Here is a 14,723-nt window from a genome sequence, read left to right on the forward strand (position 1 = left end):
TGACATTTTTATTACAATTTCCATTTCCAGGCATGTCTAACACCAAAAATGACGAAATAGTTGTAAATAAAAAAAGCCGCGCATCAGACTGCACGGCTCTCACTAGCAATGATTATAATTCCACGAATAATAAGCTCAATAGTAGGGGCAAAATGAACACTTGTTTTTTCACCCCTTGCTGAAGGAAACGAAGCCGAAGCCCCGATTATTACACATACGAGAAAAAATAAATTATTTACTGGTTTATTTTAAAACCTCAAATTTCTCGCTGTATACTCCTTTGTCGGTAAACACCTTGGCTACGTACATTCCTTCTACCCAGTGGCTAACGCCAATTTCTGCATAAGGATTGCCATCACCCAGGCTGTTGTGAACCATTTGCCCGAGGGCATTGAATATTTGCAAACGTTGCAAGCTTGCCCCGTTGCGCAAGTCCAGACGGACTACATTTGAAGCAGGATTGGGGAACAAACGAACCGAAGGTTGTTTTTGCTCCAATGGCCGCCCCAAGTTGGGTGTAGCTGGTTTGGTTCCCGTTTTTTTGAATTTCAATTCGAACGGCGCAACCCGGATGCCAAAAGTTTGGCCAGTGCTGGAAATACCAGTACCAGTGCCGCCTTCGAATTGGATGACTGTTTCGCCATCTCCATCAGGTACACTCAATCCATCAATTGCATCAATAACGACGCCCTTACCTTTTCCGATTCGGCCATAGCCACTCACCAACACTTTATTGGTGCGGGTGTAAGCCATTTCCAACAAGCCCTTGTTGTTGTCTCGGGTCATGCTCAACACAGGTGAGTTGTAGCCCAACCAACTATCCTCGCTAAAGCTGACGCTAAATGAGTTGGGTTTAAACAATTTCGGGTTGTAGGGCAGTGCAAAAGTAAATCCATATAAGTCCACCACCGGATTTTTTTGATCTCCGATCACCAAATCAAACTCAAATGGTTTGCCGGGTTCTAATTCCTGGTTAGATACAATCCGGATTTCATAGTTGTAAAAAGGAATGGCCGTAGGCACAAAGGAGTGGGTATTGCCATAAAACTTACTTATCGCCAGGGTATCCCGATCCATAATCAGGCTATCCCCGTCCGTATCGAGGTGTTTGAGGTCATAGCCCGTTACATAGGGGTTGTTCCAGTCACTGCCATGTTGGCCGTACCATTCATTCAGGTCAGCAGCCTCACGCGCAACCCCAACTTCACCCATATGTAAGCCAAGTGGCAATAAATCGTTCAAGTCGACAATGCCGTCCTGATTGGTATCCCCAGCCCATACACAGTCATCCACACAAGAAGGTAAAACAGGGCTACCCACATTGAGTACAGTTACTTCTACTTTGATGCTCTTGCGGGTTTTACAATCTTTGCTGTCCGCTGGGCAATAAGAGACTTCAAAAGCATCTGTTCCGGTAAAGCCAAGATTGGGCACATACAAGAGTAGGTTGAACCCAAAAATCCGACGACCCGATACAACCTGGTCTACCTTGCCAGGAAAGAACAATACCTTTCCCTGCTTGGCCTGGGCCACAATATTGAAAGTATAGTTTTCAATCGGCACATTGTAGGCAATCACCAAGGGAGTGGATTTTGCCGTGCTCATCAAAAACTTGGTATAGGCTGGTTCGTAATTGCTCACGTAAACGTATACGGTGGCTTCTTCAGCTTTGCCGCCACACCCGGGAGGATAACTTTTGTACGTAAATTGGTCTACCCCAATAAAACCGTTGGGTGCCTTGTAAGTAAAAATACCTTTGTTGCGGCTGTCGTAACTTACCTGGCCATATTTGGGCTGAGCGTAATCAATACAACCAGCACCATAGACGTATCCATCATTTTGCAACACATCAACTTCAACATTTTTCCCTGGCAATACATCTGCACGGTCATCTACTGCAAACTTGTTGCGCACTTGATCGAGTACTTCTATTTTGGCTACAATTTTTGCATTGCCGTCTTCAAAAGTCAAATAGTCTAAACCCTTAAAATTGGGGTTCGGGCTATAAACTGGCACATCCAGTTCGCCATTGAAAAATCCGTGTTGAGGATCTTTGGTCAGTCCATATACGGCCGGGATCAAAACCGGAGCACTTTCATTCTTGAGCGTAAAGATTTTAATGGTATCTGGCTTGGAGCGATCATTCCGATCCACAAAGATGCTGACCGAAGCTTGATCACAAGAGCCTACCTTATCACAAACCGTATAAATCAATTTTGCAGTACCAGAAAACCCTGGTTTCGCTTGAAATTCAATATTGGGGTCACCTTTGGTGATCTTCGAAGTACCATTGTTGATCGTGGATACACTGACAATTTCAAGACCGCCTACGTTGGAAATATCATTGGTCAATACATTCAACTTTACGGGTGTCGCAGCGGAAGGAACGTAGTACAAATCTGGATAGGCATCAACTCTGGACAATTTTACCGTAACGGCTACCGTCACTTCTTTAAAACAATTGTTGCCGGCTACACAAGTCCTAACGAAATAGGAAAAAGTATCCAGACCAATGTATCCTTGATTTGGAGCATAAACGATGGTAAAAATTTTAGAGCCATTTGATCCATCCACGGTCATGGCGGCATCCAGGAAAGCTTGCCCGTGTTTTGGGTAGGCGGTTACGCCGGAACTGCTCACCCCTTCATAAATCACTTTGGAGGGAGTGTCCTGAAGGGTAACCAAAGAATCAAGTTGTTTTTGGGCGGGTAAAATCAAGGGGACTAAAAGAAACAAGAATACCCTAAACAGGGTACGCAATACAGTTTTTGGTAGAAATACATTCATGGTTTCGTGGATTTACATCATTGCTAAAAAACGCGACACAATACTTTGGGGCTAAGATACGACACTCCTTGTGAATTGTCTAAAAAATGCCCAAGGAAAAAAAAGAAAAGTTTCTTTATTTTACCCCCCCGAACAGCTGATCCCAAAAACCGTACCAGCATTCATTTTCATACGACATTCAAGCATTCATTTTAATCTGTAAATCAAATGTTAAGGGATGCAAAATTTTAAACTTTTCCAGATACTGGCCCAGTTTGATAAGTTGGAACAAAACCGCATCCGCAAGTTTATCCAATCCCCTTATTTCAACAAGGACAGGGTCGTACTGGCCCTTTTTGAATTGATGACTGAAGAAATCAATGCTCCCTCAGCCAAGGAATGGACCAAGGAAAAAATCTGGGACGCTTTAGTCCCTGAGCTCCCTTATGACGATGCAAGACTAAGAAAGTATCAGTCAGATTTGTTAAAATTAGTGGAACAGTATTTGATTCAACAAGAATTTGAATCGGACACTTTTATGTCTCAAGCTTACCTACTCAAGTCCATCAAAAAAAAGAAGCTAAAAAAACTGCACAATTCAACCTTGAAGAACGTAAAGGAAATTCCGGGAAAAACATCCTATCGAGATGGAAATTATTATTTAGGACAGTTTCTTATTGAAACATCTTATGACCAATTAATTAGCGATTTTGAAGAGAAAAAAACTGAAAAAACCAATCTTGAGGCGATGTCCAAGTTTTTAGATTATTTTTATATTGGAGAAAAAATAAAAATATATTGTGAAGTTCTATCTAGGAAGAAGGTAGCAAAACACGAGTATGATATTTCTTTAATTGAAGAAGCTGTTGCTATTGCTGAAAAAGATGATTACCAATCTATTCCATCCATAGCTATATATTACCAAATATTCAAAATGTACACTGAGCCTCATGAGCTTAATCATTATTATAAATTTCAGCATTTATTGGTTGAATCATCTCATTTTTTCCCTCGAAGTGAAGAAAAAAACTTCTATGGCCTGGCTCAGAACTATTGCGTTAATCAAATCAACCAAGGTAACAGTCAGTTTGTAAAAGAGCTTTTCGATGTATATAAAAACCTATTAGAAAAAGAATTTTTTGTTACAGAAGGGAGCCTAGAATCTTGGGAATTTAGGAACATTGTAGTTGTCGGATTGCGTAATCGAGAATTCGAATGGACAGAAAACTTCATCAACAACTACATTAATATACTACCTAAGGAAATAAGGGAAAACACCTATTCATTTAATCTTTCTCAATTGTATTTTTATCAAAAAAAATATTCGAACGTAATCAAAATCTTGCAAGAAGTTGAATACAATGATTACATTACTAACCTTAATGCTAAAACAACATTAATCATGACCTATTATGAAGTTGGAGAAATCGACCCTTTGTACAATTTGCTCGAAAGTTTCAGGGTATATCTTAATCGGAATAAAGAGATTCCTAGTGCTAGAAAAACTAATTTTAAGAATTTAATCAAATTCACCAAAAAGCTAATCAGTCTTCCTCCATCAGGTAATAAAATAATTAAAGCGTTAAAGACTGAAGTTGAATCCACAAAAAATATTTCCTCTCGCGACTGGCTCCTCGAAAAAATCGCCGAGCTTGAATAACCCTCAACGCACCAACTCTACCTCCATCCACACCGCCTGATGATCCGAAAACCTGAAATTTTGATTGATCCCCTTGATTTTTTTCACCTGAATATTCGGCGATACCAGGAAATAATCGATTAAGGTTACATTCGTTTTGTACTGCTGATAAGGGCGATCATTGTCACGATTGGTGGGTACAGTGGGGTCATAAATCCAGTTCCAGTCGGAAGGGAACAATTCAGGGTCCATGTTTTGCCCCCGAAATTCTGGTTTTTTCTCCTTCATGAACACATCCGGTGACAAAAATGGGGGGCAGGTATTCCAATCGCCACCGGCAATGACATAATTGCCTTTATTGTATTCTTTCAGCGCCAGATCCCGTAGGAAAGCCTCTTGCTGCTTTTTGATGCCCCCTTTGTCGAAGGCTTCATTGTGGATGTTGATCACCACCAGGTCTTTGCCAAAACTGGTTTTGTAGCGCGTGTAGCCCAAACAACGATCCAGCATAAACAAACGTTTTGGCCAACCAAATTTGCCCGGTAATTGCAATCGCTGAGCCTCCGCAGGCTCATACTTGGAAAAGGTAGCCAATCCACTGTTCACGGCTCCATAGGCTTTCCAGGGCTCTAATACCGGCACAGGCACCCTTTGAGCAATGTAATTGGGAAAGTAAGCTGCAAAAAAGCCAGGGACTTTTTGCTGCATGGCTGTAAACTGGTTTTGGTAATAGCTGCGCTTGGAGGCATAATCCACTTCCTGAAACAGGTAAAAGTCAGCTTGATACGTTTTGACCGCTGCCGTAGTCCCCGCAAAGTATTGATCCACGAGTTGCTTAGGCGGACGAACCATGCGGCCCCGCGAGGTAAAAAAGCCACCGCCCTGGTAAAAGAAGTCCGTTTCTGCCCCCAGTCCGGCGTAGCCTTGGTTCCAGATGAGCAAAGAAATTACGCTGTCGGTCAGCACTTTTTCCACAGCATGAGCCTTTACCTCAGCAGGCAAAACGGATTCCGGTTGGTAATCCGTCAAAGTCCCATGCAACATGATTCCTCCAAAGTATAAGGCAAAAACCAAGGGTAAAATACCCAGCCAGCGCAATTTTTTCATCGTTCTGTTTTTAGAAGCCTAAGAGGTCTGACATTCCGAATACGCCCTTTTTACCCACCAACCAGGTCGCAGCCTGCACAGCACCACTGGCAAAACCTTCCCGTGAATGGGCAGTATGGCGAATCTCAATGCTGTCGATTGCCGATTCGTAATAAATCTCGTGGGTACCCGGAGCTGGATCAACGCGATAAGACAGGATGCTCAGCTCCTCGCTGGATTCGGCCTTTTGATTGACCCATTGCTTTTTGCGACCAATTTGTTCCAGGATGCCCTCCGCCAACGTAATGGCCGTACCACTGGGTGCATCCAGCTTTTGGGTATGGTGGGTTTCAGCCATCCGTACTTCGTACTGGGGGTGCGCGCTCATCATTTGGGCCAGGTAGCGATTGACGGCAAAAAAGATATTGACCCCAATGCTGTAATTGGAAGAATGGAACAGTGCGCCATCGTGCTGGGCACAGCAGGCCTTGGCTTCTTCCAGATGCTGTAACCAACCCGTTGTACCCACTACCACCGGAACACCTGCTTCAAGGCATTTTTTGAGGTTTTCAAACGCCGTTTCAGGGCGCGTAAACTCGATGGCTACGTCTGCTTTGCGCAGGTTTTCGGGCGTAAAGTCGGCGGTATTGTTCACATCAATGCGCAGTACCACTTCATGTCCTTGTTGCTGGGCAATTTGTTCGATGGCCTTGCCCATTTTGCCATAGCCAATTAATGCAATCTTCATGAAAAAAAATTTCAGTACATATGGTGACTTTGGCAGCTGCCGCCGTCAAAAGATTAAATATCCCAAAAGCTGAACACACTACGGGGCGAAAAAAAAATAAGTAATTCATTTTGTCAAAGGGTTAGATAAGTAAACGGTTCATTTTAAGTATCTTATCTAATCCTTTGACTCAAAGAAAATGAATACTTATTTTTGCCCCACTACTACGCTAAATATCCATTCCACTGGATACTAAACCCCGAGCCCCAGGCCCCCAGTTTTTTTCCTTTACTATTCTCCAACACTCCAAAAACCAAACTTCTAGGGGGCAGCCTTCGGGCTGCTTTTTTTGTTGGGGCAGCCCTGTGTGGCTGCCCTTGGTGTCGGCAACCACGCAGGGTTGCCGCTACGATTGGGCAACCACGCAGGGTTGCCGCTACGATTGGGCAACCACGCAGGGTTGCTGCTACGATTGGGCAACCACACAGGGTCGCCCGTACGGTTATTCGATCATACCCTTCAATTCCCGCAATTTCAGCATGCATTCAATTGGGGTCATGGTATTGATGTCTACTTCCTGCAATAAGGCTTTGATTTGACCCGCCATTGGATCCACGGTCTCAAAGATGCTTAGTTGAATGGCGTCAGTACTGATCTGCTTGGTTTTGGGCTTTTCGACATTCGGGCCATCTGCATGGATACTTTCCTGATTGATGGATTTTTGTTCCAGTTGCTCCAAAATGTGATTGGCGCGTTCCACGATCATTTTGGGCATCCCCGCCATTTTCGCTACGTGAATACCAAAGCTGTGCTGGCTCCCTCCGGCCGTCAATTTCCGTAAAAAAATCACTTTTTGCCCCACTTCCTTAGTGGCAACGTGGTAATTTTTAATGCGGGAAAATTTTTCACACAACTCATTCAATTCGTGATAGTGGGTGGCAAACAGGGTTTTGGGCCGCGCCAGTGGGTTGTTGTGCAAATATTCGGCAATCGACCAGGCAATGGAAATGCCATCGTAGGTGCTCGTACCACGGCCAATTTCATCCAACAGAATCAAACTGCGATCCGAAATATTGTTCATGATGCTGGCCGTTTCGTTCATCTCCACCATGAAGGTTGACTCGCCGGAAGAGATGTTATCCGAGGCACCAACCCGGGTAAATACCTTGTCCAAAATCCCGAGGTGCGCCGATTTGGCCGGCACATAAGCCCCCATCTGGGCCATGAGGCAGATGAGTGCGGTTTGGCGCAACAAGGCGGATTTACCAGCCATGTTGGGCCCGGTGATCATTAGAATTTGTTGATGTTCGTGGTCGAGGTAAACGTCGTTAGGAACGTACAATTCTCCCAATGGCAATTGTTGTTCAATGACTGGATGACGCCCTTCGCGGATGTCGATTTCCAGACCTTCACTCAGTTGCGGGCGGCAATACTGGTGCCGGGTAGCTACTTTTGCAAAGGCCATGATACAATCCAGTCGCGCCAAAAGCGTCGCATTGTGTTGAACCGGCTGGATGTAGTCATTGAGATCGAGTACCAGCTCCTGGAACAAACGGTCTTCCAGGTCAAGAATCTTTTCTTCGGCACCCAGGATTTTGGCCTCCAGCGTTTTTAACTCTTCTGTAATGAAGCGTTCAGCATTCGCCAGAGTTTGCTTGCGCATCCATTCGGGCGGTGTCTGGTTTTTGTACTTATTGGTCACTTCCAGGTAATACCCAAACACACTATTGAAGCCTATTTTGAGGCTTGGAATGCCACTGCGTTCGATTTCTGCTTCCTGGATGCCTTGGAGCAGTTCTTTGGCATGCGTGATGACATGGCGCAATTCGTCCAATTCGGTAGAGAACCCGTCCGCAATCACTCCACCTTTACTCAGGTTCACGGGAGGTTCGTCTACGATTTGCTTGGCAATCCGTTCTACCAAACCCGGGCAAGGATTCAAGCCATCGGCAATTTTTGCCAATTCATCGTGGCCAGTACTGGTCAACATTGCACGCAAGGGTGCCACCGCCATCAAGGCCTTTTTGAGTTGTACCAACTCCCGTGGATTGACTTTACCAAGGGGTACTTTTGAAATCAAACGCTCCAGGTCCCCCATTTGCCGCAGGTATTGTTCCACCGTGCGGGCGTTTTCATCATTCTCCAAAAAATAGGCCACCATTTCCAGACGGGAATCGATAGCAGTTTTGGATTTGAGGGGCAGCACCATCCATTTTTTGAGCAAACGTGCACCCATTGGAGATACGGTTTGATCCAGGATTTTCAGCAAGGAAACACCTGTTTCATGGGGGCTCGACAGCAATTCCAGGTTACGAATCGTAAAACGGTCCAGCCACACGTAGCGATCCTGATGGATGCGGGTGATGGAGGAAATGTGTTTGAGGTTTTTGTTTTCGGTGCTTTCCAGGTAATGCAAAGCAGCTCCGGCGGCGATTTGCCCCAGCTCCATGTCTTCTACCCCAAAACCTTTGAGGTTTTGTACCTCAAAGTGTTTGAGCAGTTTTTCACGGGCATAATCCGTCGTAAACACCCATTCATCCAGTGTATAGAGGTAGAATTTTTCACCAAAACGGCTTTCGAATTGCTTGCGGCGGTCTTTGGAAAAAATGACTTCGGAGGGATTAAAACCTTGTAACAATTTGTCGATGTAAGTCCAATCGCCTTCGCTAACCATAAATTCCCCAGTCGAAATGTCCAAAAAGGCAATTCCAAAATCGTCTTTTTTCCCAAAATACAAGGCGGCCAAAAAATTATTGGACTGGTGATCGAGTAATTTGTCGTCTACGGCCACCCCCGGGGTAATTACTTCGGTTACTCCCCGGCGCACAATTTTTTTGAGCGGCGAAGGTTTTTCCAGTTGTTCACAAATGGCCACCCGATAGCCTGCCCGTACCAGACGAGGCAAATACAAATCGAGTGAATGGAAGGGAAAACCGGCCAATTCGGTATCATTACCCCCATTGTTCCGACTGGTCAGCACGATGCCCAATACCTTGGAGGCAGTCACGGCATCACTGCCAAAGGTTTCGTAAAAGTCCCCTACCCTGAATAACAGGATTGCATCAGGGTACTTTTTTTTCACCTTATTGTATTGATCCATTAATGGCGTCACTTTCTCTGACATAGCGTGGAATGGGTTTGGGGGACGATTTGCAAGCACGCAAAGATAAGTACCAGATTATAATTAATGACACTTTTTGATGGACTAGTCCTTTCCTCAAATTAAATAGCCTAAATAAAGATTTTATGAAATTAATGCGAACTCCTTTTATTTTTGCGCCTAAATTTTAATCAACTGAACCAGGGCGCGTTCCTGGTCGTTTACATTGAAAATTCTCTGACCCATGGCAATAATGATTACCGATGATTGCATCAACTGCGGTGCATGCGAACCCGAATGCCCCAATAATGCAATTTATGAGGGTGGTGTAGAGTGGGCCATTTCTGATGGAACCAGTATTTCGGACGATTACACGCTGGAGGACGGCAGTGTGGTGGATGCTAGCGACAAGCAAAATCCAGTTTCGGATGAATTTTATTATATTGTACCCGATAAATGTACAGAATGTGTAGGCTTCCATGAAGAACCTCAGTGCGCTGCAGTATGTCCAGTAGATTGTTGCGTACCGGATCCCGAACGCGAGGAAGAAGAAGAAGTGCTTTTGGCGCGTAAGGAACGTTTACACCTGTAAAACTTTGAGCGATTGCTCCAGGTATATTCTCGGAGCAATCGCCCTATTGTTCACCCATTATTGTGCACACATTGGCTTACAGAACGCTAATTGGTATTGTGTTTTGTTGCCTATATCTTGGATTATGGGCTGAGGAGGCTGATGTTCAGCCACCAGTTATTACGACCCCAGCCATCGACAGCATAGTTGCCCTTTTACCAAGAGTGCTCTCCGATACCAACAAAGTTTTGATGTACAAAGAACTCTGTTGGCAATACCGCAATTTAGATATGCTCTCAGCCGTAAAGTACGGCCAAAAGGGCATCACTCTGGCCAAAAAACTCGGCTATAAAAAAGGTGAAGCGGAGATCTGCCGCTTCATCGGTTTAACCTACCGCCACTACTTTTTATTCTCTGAATCATTGAGTTGGTACTTCAAAGCCCTTAACCTTTCTACCCAGATCAACGATATTGTGGGCATTGGCTTTTGTTACGACAACCTTGGTGTTGTTCGTTTTAACCAAAAGCAATTCGATGATGCACTCAATTATTTCAATAAAGCCAAAGAACATTTCGAACAAGCCAATCACCAGGAGGGCCTGAGTTATGCCTACAATCACATCTGCTGGGTCTTGGTAGAAAAGGAAGAGTACACTTCTGCTTTGGATTACATTCAGGAAGCGCTTTTTATTCGCAGAAAGATAAAAGCTTCTTCAGAACAAATCAGCAATACCCTTGGCGATGTGGCCACCGTTCAGGTCGCATTAAAAAAATACAGCGCAGCCAAAATAACCATCAATGAGGGCATCCAATTGGCTCGTAAGTTGAACAAGCCCATCATTGTCTCGGTGCACCAATTGACTTTAGCTTCTCTGTACCTGAACAACAATCAGCTGGACCAAGCCATCGCCATTGCCCAATCCAGTTATCAGATCGCGCAAGAAGCCAACAACAGCTTACAACGCATGAAATGTGCCAGAGCCCTGGCTAAAATTTATGAGAAGCAACAAAAATACGATCTAGCCTATCCTTACCTTATTGAGCAATACGCCTTAAAAGACAGTCTGTTTAATGAGGAAATCAACAACAAAACAGCCAATTTAGAAGCCAAATACCAGTTTGACCTCAAAGAAAGGCAATTGCTCGAATTTCAAAGGCGCCAGGAATTGGAAAACAAACGCAATCTTGACCGGGAGCGTTTTTTAAGTTCCTTATTGATCGCAGCGTTACTATTTGTAGGTGTTTTGGCGTTTTTTATTTACCAAAAACGCAAACAGGACAAATTTGTCAACGAGGAGTTGGTCCAAAAGAATGCCGAAATCAGTAGGCAGAACCAGGAAATCCAGGAACAAACTGCACAGTTGGCTGAAAACAATCGTTTCAAAGACCGCTTGTTTTCGATCATTTCTCACGATTTGCGCAGCCCTGTAGTGGGCTTGGTAGGTAGTTTGGAGTTGGTGAACGAAGGTTTATTGTCGGAAACCGAATTCCGCAATATGCTCCCCGACCTGGCGCACAACATCAACAGCATCCAAAGTTTGTTGGACAACCTTTTGGCTTGGGCGCGAACCCAAATGAAAGGTATCGCCATCCTGCCCGAAGCATTCCACATTCGGGAATTGCTTGATGACAAAACCTCCATGTTTAAGAAGCAAATTGAGGCAAAGGCACTCAACATCGTCAATCACATCGAAGCAGACTTACAGGTGCTTGCCGATAAAAACATGATTGATTTGGTAGCGCGCAATTTGTTGTCCAATGCCATCAAGTTTTCCGTACAAGGGGGCACCATTACCATGACTAGTTCCCGCCAAAAAGGCTATTCGCAAATTTGTATCGCCGATAATGGCATCGGCATCTCCGCCGACAACCTGAACCGCTTATTCGACGCCCAAACGGTTTCTACCAAAGGCACGGCGGGGGAAATGGGTACGGGTTTGGGCCTCTTGCTTTCCAAGGAGTTTATTGAGCAAAATGGGGGAAAAATCTGGGGCGAAAGTGTGGTTGGTGAGGGGAGTAGGTTTTGTTTTACCATCCCAGAATAAAAATATAGGGGGCCAAAATAGCCCCCTAGTTCAAGGTTTCCCTTGGTAAAACTGCGATAGGTCTGAGATTTTTTAATTGCTGGGCTGAACACTTTTAGATGGTTGCCGGCGACGTTTAAATGTGGGTAAAAAGTAATTGTAATTGGTTTTCCTCGAAATAGGTCCCATAATCCTTCCATATCAAGTACTGGATGGGCAAATTGCTCTTCTTGATCAGCGGAATTGGGTCAAATCCACGCTTGGCGGGTTTAAATGTGTAATCCTGAAGGATAAAAACCTGGTCAATTTGATTGGCTTCCGCAAAATTGTGGAAAGCCCTGGTGTTATAGCCGTGAAAAAGCTCAATGCGAATACTGGCGATCCGATTTTCGAAGCGGTTTTGTAAAATCATCAAAGCCTCTTCATACACTGCTGACTTAAGGCTTTCAATCCGTTTTTTTGGGGAATAAAAGAGCAATTCAGTTATCGAATCGTCTAACCACTCCGCGTACATCAGCACGATATCAACGGACTGATCTTCCTGTAGCTGCTCCAATGCAAGGCGCAAGGCATTGAGTGAGGTAACACTAAAATCTGTGGGTACTAGTAAGGTCTTTTGCATACTCAATCTTGATTGTGAATTGGTAGTGCAAAAGTGGGATGAGCAGATTAGGGAAATGTAAGAATAAGATTAGAGGCAGATTAGAATGAAGTGGAGGAGATTAGAAATAGATTAGAATTTCATGCGACAATACTGGCGATCGGCAATTTGATTTGTACAGAGGTCCCTACATTGACTTCGGAAGAAACCGTAAGTGTACCGTCGTGCAGCTTGAGAATGTTGCGCGTCAAAGGTAAACCGATGCCATATCCTTCAAACAATTGGGTATTGGAAGCTCTGAAAAATGGATCGTAAATGAACGGCATTTCCGCCGCTGGAATCCCCACGCCCTGGTCTTTGATGACGATGATTACCTGATCATTACTCGAAGCGATATAAACAATCACTGGCTTGTTGTGTGAATATTTACAGGCATTGTTGAATATATTGGCCAATGCCAGTTGCAACAATTGCCGATTGCCATTTACTTTAAGCTTTTTATGGTCTTCTGGTAGCAGATTTAAATCCAAGGTAACTTGATTTTGGGGGTTCATCCGATCAATCAAAGTTTTGACCTCCCAAAGCACTTCATCCATACGAACTATCTCAAAGATGATTTTTTTACCTTTATAACCGGTTTGGGCAAGGAACAACAAAGACTTGGTGATCTGATCCAAACGTTCAGCTTGCAGCAGAATGTTCTGCAATACTACCTGATAATCCTCTACTTTTCTTTCCTTGATCAAGGCCACGTCTGCTTCCCCGATGATTGCAGTCAAAGGGGTACTGAGTTCATGAGAAGCATTACTGATGAAATTTTTCTGGGTTTCAAAAGCTGTTTCAATACGATTGAGCAAGTCGTTGAAAGTTGCAGTCAGAGCGCTGATTTCGTTGTTGTTGTCTTGCTCTTCCAACCTCAAATGAATATTTTCTGTGCTGATTTGCCTGACTTTATGCATGATCTGGTTGATCGGATCAAATACATGCCGGGAAAAATAGATTGACAGCAATATGGTAATCAAAACGATCAAAAAAACGCCACCAAAAAGAATACTGCGCAAAAAAGAAAGGTGATGGGTAGCATAATAGTTTTCGGCAGAGACCACAACCAGATGCGTTCGACTGTTTTGCTGGTATTTGATCCCAGCATAAAAAGTATTGCCTTGATTGCTGGTAGATTTGCCCTTTTGAAGAACATCTTTTAAAAAATAAAGCGGCAGTTTGTAGTTACTAGCTGCTTGGTTAAGTGCAACTGCATCAACAACCTCCAGAACATATTCCTGCTCTTTTTCCAGTTTTTCAAAGTATTTCTCCCGAATGGTTTTAAAGGCTTCGGCATTCAGGGTATCTTGCTCCAGTTTGTATTTCGCAGTGATAATTGCTCTGGTTTGTAGTCTTTTATAAAAATCAACAAAAGAGTATTTGTTAAAAAAATAGTACACCCCAAGCCCGAATAACAGGACGAGAATCAGGTTACAAAAAAACAACAACAAAGCGATTTTCGACTGAGTTTTCATGCTTCTTTTAGTACATAGCCCATACCTACGACCGTATGAATGAGTTTGTTGTTCGTGTCCGCGTCGATTTTTTTCCGCAAATAGTTAATGTACACATCTACTACATTGGTACTTAGGTTAAAGTTGATGTCCCAGGCGCTTTCCAATAAATCCAGGCGCGAAAGTACCCGACCTTTGTTTCTGATCAAAACCAAAAGCAAGCGATATTCAGTAGCCGTTAATGCAATAAAAGTCTGATTGCGCTCCACAGTTTTAGCGTCATCATCCACTTTCAGGTCAGCAATGGTAAAAATATTGTGAGGCTGATTGAGTTGCTCCAAAGGGCCCGTCCTGCGCAAAAGTGCCTTAATCCTTGCATTTAACTCGATAAATTTAAAAGGTTTCACCAGGTAGTCATCCCCACCAATGTCCAGGCCCAGGGCTACATTTTCGGAAGCGCCCAAGGCTGTCAAAAAAAGAATCGGCGTTTGAATTTGGTTGTTGCGTATGGCTTTACAAACCTCCAGTCCATTGATATCAGGGAGCATAATGTCCAAAATGATCAAATCAAAACCTCCCTCCAGTGCCATTCTCAACCCCGAGTTCCCTTCAAATGCTACCGATACTTCATAGTCTTCCTCTACGAGGCCTTTTCTGATGAAACTTACTACACTCACCTCATCATCAACCAACAAAATCTTTTTCATGGAATA

Annotated in this window: 11 protein-coding genes; 3 read left to right on the plus strand and 8 right to left on the minus strand. The window is 43.9% G+C overall.

Annotated features, from left to right (window positions below):
* Positions 1-243: 243 nt before the first annotated feature.
* Positions 244-2,787 carry an Ig-like domain-containing protein gene (locus ACO08K_RS29755; protein WP_421800148.1) on the minus strand — a complete coding sequence of 848 codons (2,544 nt, stop codon included), beginning with the start codon at positions 2,785-2,787 and terminating at the stop codon, positions 244-246.
* A gap of 217 nt (positions 2,788-3,004) precedes the next feature.
* Here ACO08K_RS29755 and ACO08K_RS29760 point away from each other — a divergent pair, with 217 nt between their 5' ends.
* The gene (locus tag ACO08K_RS29760; protein ID WP_421800149.1) at positions 3,005-4,426 is read left to right on the plus strand and encodes a hypothetical protein; all 1,422 of its coding nucleotides are present in this window, start codon (positions 3,005-3,007) and stop codon (positions 4,424-4,426) included.
* Positions 4,427-4,429: 3 nt separating this feature from the next.
* Here the strand turns inward: ACO08K_RS29760 and ACO08K_RS29765 are convergent, their stop codons facing one another.
* The 4 genes from ACO08K_RS29765 to mutS all read right to left on the minus strand — a co-directional run bounded on the left by ACO08K_RS29765 (position 4,430) and on the right by mutS (position 9,342).
* Entirely contained in the window at positions 4,430-5,512 is a 1,083-nt protein-coding gene (locus ACO08K_RS29765) for an endonuclease/exonuclease/phosphatase family protein (RefSeq protein ID WP_421800150.1), read from the minus strand.
* A gap of 10 nt (positions 5,513-5,522) precedes the next feature.
* Positions 5,523-6,239, minus strand: a complete 717-nt coding sequence (gene dapB / locus ACO08K_RS29770; RefSeq protein ID WP_421800151.1) for a 4-hydroxy-tetrahydrodipicolinate reductase — start codon at positions 6,237-6,239, stop codon at positions 5,523-5,525.
* A 203-nt stretch (positions 6,240-6,442) separates the two neighbouring features.
* Positions 6,443-6,763 carry a hypothetical protein gene (locus ACO08K_RS29775; protein WP_421800152.1) on the minus strand — a complete coding sequence of 107 codons (321 nt, stop codon included), beginning with the start codon at positions 6,761-6,763 and terminating at the stop codon, positions 6,443-6,445.
* Positions 6,721-9,342: a DNA mismatch repair protein MutS gene (mutS, locus tag ACO08K_RS29780; RefSeq protein WP_421800153.1), complete on the minus strand. Its 2,622-nt coding sequence runs from the start codon at positions 9,340-9,342 to the stop codon at positions 6,721-6,723. The genes ACO08K_RS29775 and mutS overlap by 43 nt, the downstream gene beginning before the upstream one ends.
* A 220-nt stretch (positions 9,343-9,562) precedes the next feature.
* On the opposite strand from mutS, the gene ACO08K_RS29785 reads away from it, so the two are divergent.
* Both ACO08K_RS29785 and ACO08K_RS29790 read left to right on the plus strand, forming a co-directional pair.
* The gene (locus tag ACO08K_RS29785) at positions 9,563-9,910 is read left to right on the plus strand and encodes a 4Fe-4S binding protein (RefSeq protein WP_421800154.1); all 348 of its coding nucleotides are present in this window, start codon (positions 9,563-9,565) and stop codon (positions 9,908-9,910) included.
* A 230-nt stretch (positions 9,911-10,140) separates the two neighbouring features.
* A complete protein-coding gene (locus tag ACO08K_RS29790) occupies positions 10,141-11,934 on the plus strand; it encodes a tetratricopeptide repeat-containing sensor histidine kinase (protein ID WP_421800155.1) in 1,794 nt (597 codons plus the stop codon).
* A gap of 115 nt (positions 11,935-12,049) precedes the next feature.
* Here ACO08K_RS29790 and ACO08K_RS29795 read toward each other — a convergent pair whose 3' ends face one another.
* The 3 genes from ACO08K_RS29795 to ACO08K_RS29805 form a co-directional block, all read right to left on the minus strand.
* The gene (locus tag ACO08K_RS29795) at positions 12,050-12,535 is read right to left on the minus strand and encodes a universal stress protein (RefSeq protein ID WP_421800156.1); all 486 of its coding nucleotides are present in this window, start codon (positions 12,533-12,535) and stop codon (positions 12,050-12,052) included.
* A 119-nt stretch (positions 12,536-12,654) separates the two neighbouring features.
* Complete coding sequence (locus ACO08K_RS29800) at positions 12,655-14,031, minus strand: ATP-binding protein (protein ID WP_421800157.1); 1,377 nt, start codon at positions 14,029-14,031, stop codon at positions 12,655-12,657.
* Positions 14,028-14,717 (minus strand): response regulator transcription factor, encoded by a 690-nt coding sequence (locus ACO08K_RS29805; protein ID WP_421800158.1) that lies wholly within the window; start codon positions 14,715-14,717, stop codon positions 14,028-14,030. The genes ACO08K_RS29800 and ACO08K_RS29805 overlap by 4 nt, the downstream gene beginning before the upstream one ends.
* Positions 14,718-14,723 lie beyond the last annotated feature (6 nt).

It is taken from the genome of Haliscomenobacter sp. (genome assembly GCF_965225875.1).
Lineage (GTDB): Bacteria > Bacteroidota > Bacteroidia > Chitinophagales > Saprospiraceae > Haliscomenobacter.

Excerpts from the sequence above, each read along its gene's own strand:
- ACO08K_RS29755 (WP_421800148.1), bottom strand. The coding sequence starts at position 2,787 with ATGAATGTATTTCTACCAAAAACTGTATTGCGTACCCTGTTTAGGGTA.
- ACO08K_RS29760 (WP_421800149.1), top strand. The coding sequence starts at position 3,005 with ATGCAAAATTTTAAACTTTTCCAGATACTGGCCCAGTTTGATAAGTTG.
- ACO08K_RS29765 (WP_421800150.1), bottom strand. The coding sequence starts at position 5,512 with ATGAAAAAATTGCGCTGGCTGGGTATTTTACCCTTGGTTTTTGCCTTA.
- dapB (WP_421800151.1), bottom strand. The coding sequence starts at position 6,239 with ATGAAGATTGCATTAATTGGCTATGGCAAAATGGGCAAGGCCATCGAA.
- ACO08K_RS29775 (WP_421800152.1), bottom strand. The coding sequence starts at position 6,763 with ATGCATGCTGAAATTGCGGGAATTGAAGGGTATGATCGAATAACCGTA.
- mutS (WP_421800153.1), bottom strand. The coding sequence starts at position 9,342 with ATGTCAGAGAAAGTGACGCCATTAATGGATCAATACAATAAGGTGAAA.
- ACO08K_RS29785 (WP_421800154.1), top strand. The coding sequence starts at position 9,563 with ATGGCAATAATGATTACCGATGATTGCATCAACTGCGGTGCATGCGAA.
- ACO08K_RS29790 (WP_421800155.1), top strand. The coding sequence starts at position 10,141 with ATGTACAAAGAACTCTGTTGGCAATACCGCAATTTAGATATGCTCTCA.
- ACO08K_RS29795 (WP_421800156.1), bottom strand. The coding sequence starts at position 12,535 with ATGCAAAAGACCTTACTAGTACCCACAGATTTTAGTGTTACCTCACTC.
- ACO08K_RS29800 (WP_421800157.1), bottom strand. The coding sequence starts at position 14,031 with ATGAAAACTCAGTCGAAAATCGCTTTGTTGTTGTTTTTTTGTAACCTG.
- ACO08K_RS29805 (WP_421800158.1), bottom strand. The coding sequence starts at position 14,717 with ATGAAAAAGATTTTGTTGGTTGATGATGAGGTGAGTGTAGTAAGTTTC.